The organism is Micromonospora sp. ALFpr18c (assembly GCF_008868155.1).
Classification (GTDB): domain Bacteria; phylum Actinomycetota; class Actinomycetes; order Mycobacteriales; family Micromonosporaceae; genus Micromonospora.
On sequence record NZ_WBKR01000251.1, the window covers coordinates 1 to 7,882 of the forward strand.

Consider the following 7,882-nt stretch of genomic DNA (forward strand, 5'->3'; position numbering starts at 1 on the left):
ATTCCAGACCCTCAGCCAGGCCACGGGAGATCTCCTCACGATCGGTCAAGGTCAACATGTTGCGCACAGCGGGAATCCTGTCCCACCGACCCACCAAGATCAAATGCTACGACCGCCTGAACTCGCCGTGCCCTTGACTTCGCCAAGGCCCACGGCATCGCGTGCGTACGGCTGGTCGACAACGCCTGGACGTGCATCTCGCGTCACACCGCTATGACGACCCCACCCGCGCTCACCGGCGCGTACTCCGGCTACGCGATGACGTCCGACGGCGAGGGAGAGTACGAGTTCACCCTGCTGACCGGCAGCGCCGAGAACAGACGCTCAACATTGATCACAACGGCCTAATGCGCCGGGCGATGGCACCGAGCCAGACAGCCGGCGTCCGGGCAATCAGGCCCAGACTCTGGCCTCCCTGGCAAAGCACGGCCAGGGCCGCGTGCCGGCAGCGAACTCACCGCTGAGCATCGCGGCGACCTGCCGGCTCCAGGTGCCGAGATCAATCAGCTCGAGCATCAGCTCCGCGATTGCGGCGAAGTTCAGGGACGTCGACGAGAGCCGGCCGCCCGACCGTGCGGCCACGTTTAACAACGGCTTCGAGGGATCTTCGGTGCCGTCGAGAAGCTGCAGCCAGGACGCTTCGACACCGGCCTTGGCCAGCGAGTCGATGATCTTGTTCGGATTCATGCAGACGGCGAAGAACATGCCGTCGGCGATGAGGCTGGCCGCAACCACGGCCTCGATCGGGTAAATCGCCCAGGGTGGGCGCACGAGAGTACGACCAGCCTGGTCGATGCTCAGCAGCGTCAGCGTGTGCCCAGGGTGGTCGGCGCCGATGCGGCGGCAGACCCGAGCGAGTTCGGCGCTGAACCGACTGCCGAACTCCTCAGCGGTGTACCGGCCGGCGGCGGTGAATTGACTGGCCGCCACGACCGCGCGACCGGACGAGACCACGCCTCCGGCGATACCCGTCCGCGCATGCGCCAAGGCGAGGATGTCACGCAGGCCCGCCAAGTCGGTGCGGTAATCGATGGTGGTGCGTACTGGTACGTAGCCGCTGGGCAACGTGCCGGTCTCGTCGGCGAGGACCTGCGAGGTGTCGGCCAGCAGCCGCTCCTGGGCAGGAAGCCGATACCGCTGATTGGTCTTGATCTCGCGGAGCCAGGCCCAGCCGTCACGGTCGAGGACGGTGAGGTCGCCAACACGGATGACGTTGGTCAGGTCGTGGTGCAGCACGAACTCTTGGCTCTCGCGCCAGACGGGGACGCGGCGACGCTGAAGGCGTGTATGGACGGAACGTCTTTGATCATCGATGATGTGCGCGGTGTGTGCTCTCCAGCGGATGCCAACCGGGGCGAACCGGTGCCAACGCGGGTCACTGCAGCCGACCGCCGGTCGCAAACCGGGGATCGTGTGCTCGGCGTGTGGTCCTGGGCTGGGAGAACGGCGGTCCGGGGAACGTGGGCCACTCCCTGCCACCCCAGGTGAACCCCCAGGTCGCTAGACTAGGCCCTCGCGCCCTCGTAGCTCAGGGGATAGAGCATCGGTTTCCTAAACCGTGTTTTTATCTAAGCCGCAGGCTGCTGACCTGCGGCTTCTCTCTTCCGAGGCCCAGGAATGGGTCGCACGGGTGTGCTGCTGTGGTCGCCAGCTGAACATTTGTGGGGCGACCGTTTTGCCTGGTCTCAGGAGTCCCCTGCGGATCGGGGCGTGTATATGATCATGGCGCCGCCGTTGAGGCGGTACGGATCGCCCATGTCACCTCGGTGCCCGGTGCCCGGTGCCCGGTGCCCGGCGGCGAGGTCGGCCAGGGAGAGCAGGGTGTTGGCGGCGGAGTGGCCGGCGTTGACGACGAGGGTGTGCGGCCGGCGAACCGGTCCCGGTCGACGCCGAGGACGCAAATCCGCAAGTTGAACTCGTCCATCACCAAGCCAAAGCCGAAGCCGCGAAGGCATGGACCCCGAACGAAGACTGGTACGAGCTCTCGCTGAAGCTGGTCGCCCTCGCCGCGATCTGCAAGATTCTTGAGCGCGGCCCCGTGGTGCCCCTCCTGGCCCCGGAAGCCGCCCGCTGGGATAACCGGGGAAGTGCTATTCGCCGGCGGCAAGCGCTGAGTGTAGTCACACCACAGTCAGGTGGGCCCTCCAACCGAAGATCTGTGGTTGGAGGGCCCACTGGTGAGATGCGGGAGCTGACTGCGCTATTAGCGGCCGAGCCCGACCGGCTTCTTTAAGACGGCGAATGCCACCCCTACCGGCCCGAGGACGAACCCTAGTACTGCGAACCCTGAATGACGCACGCCCTTGCGGTCGGCGATCTTGTCGCTGAAGTAAGCGCACACCAGGGAGATGATAAGTGTGACACCGAGGTAAATCCCTGAATCAAACATGGGTATCCTTTCAGGCCTCTTTCGGCATTCTCAGCCAGTCCCGGCGGAGCCCCAGCGACTGGTGATCGTCTGGTCACCCCACCAGGCGATACTGAGCACGCTCCGCACGCGCTCCTGCTCCTCGCGGTCCCAGCGGTACTGCCACTGGCCACCCTTGCACCTACGGTAGATCTTATGACGCGTCCGGTATTGATATTTAATATTGTCGATTGTCACAACGCCCCATCCAGCAAATCTGGCGATCCCCTCCTTGATGAACGCCTTCAAATGCCTGGGGAGCTGGTTGTACGATGAGTTGTGCCACTTGGACGTGCTCCAGCTGGTCGTCGTGTAGTGCCGCCACTGCTTGTTCTTGCTGGTGCATTTGCAGCTGTTGCTGTAGCCGCCGTCGTCGACCTCCTTCAGGCCAGTGGGATCGAAGCGGTTGACCGGATCGGCCGGGTAGATGTAGGCGTTGGCGTTTCCCCCATAGAAGGGGTCAACCGAAAGGAAGCGACCGATGGTCGGGTTGTAGAGACGGACGCCCATCAGGATGATGCCGGACGGGGCGTCTGCGGCCCGCTGCAGGGCTCCGAGCCACCCGTACCGCTGGGCACCGATGTCATCGGTGTCGCGTGGGGTGCCGTATTCCGTGGTTTCGCTGGTACTGGACAGTCCCGCGTCGTCGGCGTGAATCGTCGCGACCACGTCGCCGTGCAGGTTGGTGACCTGCCAGTCGACCTGGCCGCTTTCGCTGTTGAACATGCCGGCCATGCCGGCAAGCCCGGTAAGCGGCCGGGTGAAACGGTCGACCGTCTCCTGGGTCCAGGCCGGGCTGTCATCGTCTCCGTCGTAGTGGTTTACCGACTGCACGGCGGTGCCGCTGGCGTTGTCGGTCCAGGACCGGAACCGCTCGCCACTGACATCCAGCGTGTAGTCCGTGGTGCGGCCGTTCTGGGTGACCGTGTCGACCAGGTCCGTCACGTGGTACGTCGCGGTGACGTTGCCGCCTGCTGGGTTGCCGGTGTCGACTCCGGGGACCGTTGTGGTGCGGCCGAGTGCGTCATAGACGTAGCCGGTGGTGCTCGTCCGATCCGCGGTGTCGTACGTCCAGGTCCGGGTTGACGCTGGCGTGGTGGTCTGACAGGCGCCGTCTGTCCCCGGCGCGTACTCGGCGAGCGTGTTGCGGTTGGCCGACGCGCTGAAGCCGTACGACCGGGTGGTGCATTGCCCGCCGATGGTGTCCCGGATGGTGGTCAGCCGGCCGGCCTGGTCATAGGTGTAGCCCTGGGTGGAGAGCGTCGAGGCGTGGTCCCGCCACTGCCCGTGCGTCGACTCCACCACCGACTCGCTGTAGAGCGTGCAGTCGGTCGCCGCGCAGCCCGGCTTGACATAGGTCATGCCGACCTGGGTGCCTGCCTCGTCGGTCTCCGAGGTGACCTGCACTCCGTTGGGCCAGGTCTCCGACGTCAGGTTGCCGTCGGCGTCGTAGCCGCCGGAGAACGTTCCGGCCTGAGTGTCATCGATGGAGGTCAACAGGCTGCGTCGCTCGCTGCCCCCGTCGTAGGTGTACGTCCGTTGTGCCTTGCCGTCATTGCTGGTCGCCACGCGGCCGAGCAGGTCGTACGTGGTGGTGGAGGCGTTGCCGTCGGTGTCGGTGTAGGACGTCTGCCGGCCGAGGGTGTCGTATGCCCGGATCACCTGGGCGGTGGCCACGCCGCTCGCTACGGACTGGGTCCGCAGCAGTTGGCCGGTGGCCGGTTCGTAGACGTTTCGGCTCACCGGGACGGCCGTGCCGAGCCCGGAGGCGACGGCCATGCTTGTTTCGTACGCACGGCCCGCGTTGTCGTAGGTTGTAGTGGTAGTCCGCAGCGTGCCGGCGCTGGTCTTTTCGGTGACTATCCTCGGCTGGTTGAACATGTCGTAGGTGGTGACCTTGGCCGGTAGTTCCGGCCCGCTGGCGGCCTGGCCCCCGGGCTGTACCCGGCACGGCAGGTTAGCCCACTCCGGCCTCAGGTCACACTCGCTGTAGCCAGACCCGGAGGTCGCTCGGTAGTAGATGGTCTTCTGGGTGGCGGGCGTGTTGGTGGTGGTGCCGCCTGCCGGAGCGGTGGTCGAGGTGGCCAGGGCGGTGATCGGGTCGTACGCGGTGCGGGTGGTTTGGGCCAGCCCGCTCGGGTCGACCGTCACCAGGGTCGGCTGGCGCAGCGTCCAGTCGTACCCGGTGGTGGTGGTCTTCTGGTCGGTGTCGTTCTCCAGGCCGTTGCTGTCCCAGATTCGGGCGGCGACGACCTGGGTGGTCACCAAGTTGAACGGGGCGCCCGTGGTCGGCGCGCCCTGGTCGTAGGTGTTCATGATGTGCTTGCGCCCACGTACGGTTGTTCCGTTGGGCAGCATCACGTCGTGCTCTGGCTCCAAGGTGCTGGTGAGCCGTTGGCCGTCGGAGGAGTAGGTGTTAAGGGTGGAGCGGCTGCGGGCGAGCATGCTCTCCGCCGCAGCGTCGTCCGACGAACCGGCGTTGAGGGCCCGTGCCCGGTTGCCGGCGGTCAGCGTGCGGACGGTGTTGCCCCACTGGTCGTACCAGGTGGCGCCGATGTGGCCTCCCGGTGTGGCGGTGTTGACCTCCCGCGCGTTGGCGTCGAGGTAAATGACCGCCGCCCGTTCGTACGACGACGGCAGGGTGCCCGCAGCCGGGTCACCGTCCGGGACCTGGTTGGCCGGAAAGAACGCGGTGGCGTCGGTTGGCGCTTCGGTCTCGGCCCATCGGCTGGTCTGCCCCGGTGAAAGGTCGTACGGTGCGCCGGTGCCGGAGACCGGGACCTTGTAGATCACCGTCTGCGTGGCGGTTCCGGCGGTCAGCGCCGACCGTGTCACCTTGTGCAGTCGGCCCGGCCCGGGGTCACCCGGGATGGTGGTGTAGCTGAGCTGCCACGACTCTGCGGCCACCGGCTTGATGACGCTGAGAATCCCGCCCGCCGTGTAGTCGTAGGTGTCCCAGAGGTGCCGGGTGGTACCGGCGTCGTTCCAGTCCAGGCGTGGGTCCCAGCTTGCCCGCAGCTTCCCGGCGTTGTCGTACGCGTACCGGGCCATCGGCACGCTCCGCATCGCGGGGGTGGACAGGTCCGGGTCCCATGCGGTGAAGGCGATCTCCTTCACCCGACCCATGTAATCGCCCCAGGATGCCTCCGCCGTGCCAGTCGCGGTCGTGGTGGCCGCGTAGGTGAAGGTGAGGGCCCGGCAGCCGCGGGTCAGAGTGGCGCAGCTGACCCCGTCTGATACCGGAGTCAGCATCCGGGTGGGCCGGATGATCTCCTTGCTGTCGATCGTCACCTTCTCCCAGCTCAATGTACTGGTCTGGTTACTGCCGGGCGCGGTGACCGAGGTCGGAAAGTATTCACCGGCCGCAGAGCTGGTGACCCGGGTGAACAGCACCGTGTTGCCGTCGTTGTCGGCGAGGGTGTACTTGTCGCCGCCGCCGTCGTAGGCCAATTTCAGCGATTCCATGCCGACTTCAGGATCGAACGCGGCGGCGGTGCGTTTAGTAAAGCCGATCGTGTCGCCCTCGGGAAGCCCGACCTGAATGAGCGAGCCGTAGACAGTCAACGCCGTGTAGGGCGCGTCGGCCTCCTCGATCACCGTGCCGGAAACCCAGCCGGGGCCGAACATGTTCGCCGCGTCGGTGTCGTTTGCCCGGCGGGTGTTGTAGGAACGGATGACAGTCAGGTCACTGCCGAACGAGTCTACGGACACGTCGCTGTCGGACAGGCTGTAGTTACCGGTGATCAGGTTGACTGAGCCAGGCCCGACCGCCTCGGACGCGGCCGATGCCTGGGTTCGATCGAAGGTGATCTTCACGGGGCTGGACGTGCCGCCGGTGCCGCCGGTGAAGGTGCCTCGCAGTTGCAGCGGGCCGTCGCGGGGAATCGACTGCGCATCTGCGGCGGTGAGTGTCGCCTCCACGTCCCAGTTCAGCTTAGGGAAGGCTCCGCCGCCGCTGGTGGCCAGCGGCCAGGTGACCGCCGCGCCGCCCGCAGCCACGCTCACGTGAGCAGCCGGGACGGCCACCCACGCGTCGGCGTCTCCGCGTCGCCATTGGTAGGTGACACCGGTGGCCGATGCCTGGCCGACACCCGTGATCGCGGTGTTCGCCGCGGTGAGGTCACCCTCCTTGGGGGAGGTGACTGCCCCGGAACCGACGTTGAAGGTGTACGTCGTGATCGCCGACTGGTTACCGGCACGGTCGCGGGTCCGGACGTAGAGGGTCTGCGGGCCGTCCGTCGTCGGGGTGATCGACGCGTTGGCGTTCGCGCCCAGGCTTGGCGCGTTCACCGCATGGGTCGGCGGGTTGGTGTTCAGCCCGTACTCGTAGGCGGCCACGTCGGTGACCCCGGAGGCGGTGAAGGTGAAGTTTCCGGCGGTGCCGGCCGCTCCCGCCCACTGACCCGCCGGGTAGGTGTTCGAGGAGGCCGTCGGTGCAGCCGAGGGCGCGATGGTGTCGATGATGACGGAGCAATTGCCGGTCCACGCGCCGTTGGCGATGCCGTCGTTGCCGCGTACTCGCCAGGAATAGGTTCCCCCCTCGGCGAACGCGCCGGCCGGGACGGAGGCCGCCAGCCAGGAGCCGGACGCGCCAGGCCCGGCGGTGGTGCCGCCGATCCGGGTGCCACCGCTGGTCAACCACTCGAACTCGGCCCGAATCTGCGAGCCCTCAGCGTCGTTGATCTGCGCGCGCAGCTGCGGCGTCTTCGTGTTGGTATACGGAGTACCCGAGCCGGTCGCGCAGGGCGTGGACGGTACGGTCGTGCGCGCGGTGACGGTCGGCAGCGACTGGTAGGTCAGCGTGACGTACGGATCGTTCGCCCCCTCCATCGAGTTGAACCGCTTCCACCCCAGGTTGTCAGTCTCCGAGGTCGCCCGAAGCCCAATGTTCGCGGTGGACCACCCGTTGCCTGCGGTCACCGCGAACACGCCGGTGACCGGGACATTCACCCAGCCGTCGTTGCAGCCGGAGTTGTAGCCCTTGGTCGTCGAGGTGTAACCGGCCCGCTCACGCCAGACCGGCTGGTTGTTCCACCTGGTGACCGTGCCAACCGCGTCGACCCGCCACGCCTCCCACTGCCGCGCCGTGCACGACCACGAGTGGTGGTTCCACAGATAGAGGGTGGCTGCCTGCACCTGCTTGCCAGCCAGCCAGGTCATGCCGCTGAAGTTGAGAAACGAGCGCGCTACCAGCGTGCCCCCATCGAAGGTGCCCAGCTTCAGTTCAGTGGCAGCCGACTGGTCCGAGGTGTAGTCGGCCTGCACGAACGCGTCGTAGTTCGGCTTCAGCGTCACCGCCGGATCGATGGTTACCGGGAAGACCGTCTTCGAGTCGTTCAACCACTCCTCGAGCCTGTCCGAATTTCTGTGTAACGCCCTATCCTGTCTAACTATCGGACATCGATGGGGATGCGGCCTGGGAAGAAGATGTCCAAGGCGTTGAGGGCCTGCTTCCAGCCGTGGACGCCGGCGCCT

General features: G+C 66.4%; 3 protein-coding genes. 1 reads left to right on the top strand and 2 read right to left on the bottom strand.

Going from position 1 to position 7,882, the window contains the following annotated elements; translation table 11 throughout:
* Nucleotides 1-213 precede the first annotated feature (213 nt).
* Nucleotides 214-348 (top strand): hypothetical protein, encoded by a 135-nt coding sequence (locus F8271_RS33910; protein WP_255473752.1) that lies wholly within the window; start codon nt 214-216, stop codon nt 346-348.
* A 45-nt stretch (nt 349-393) separates the two neighbouring features.
* Here F8271_RS33910 and F8271_RS28400 read toward each other — a convergent pair whose 3' ends face one another.
* Entirely contained in the window at nt 394-1,236 is an 843-nt protein-coding gene (locus F8271_RS28400) for a hypothetical protein (RefSeq protein ID WP_151492914.1), read from the bottom strand.
* Between the two features lie 1,183 nt (nt 1,237-2,419).
* Nucleotides 2,420-7,747 carry a DNRLRE domain-containing protein gene (locus F8271_RS28410; protein ID WP_192580498.1) on the bottom strand — a complete coding sequence of 1,776 codons (5,328 nt, stop codon included), beginning with the start codon at nt 7,745-7,747 and terminating at the stop codon, nt 2,420-2,422.
* Nucleotides 7,748-7,882 lie beyond the last annotated feature (135 nt).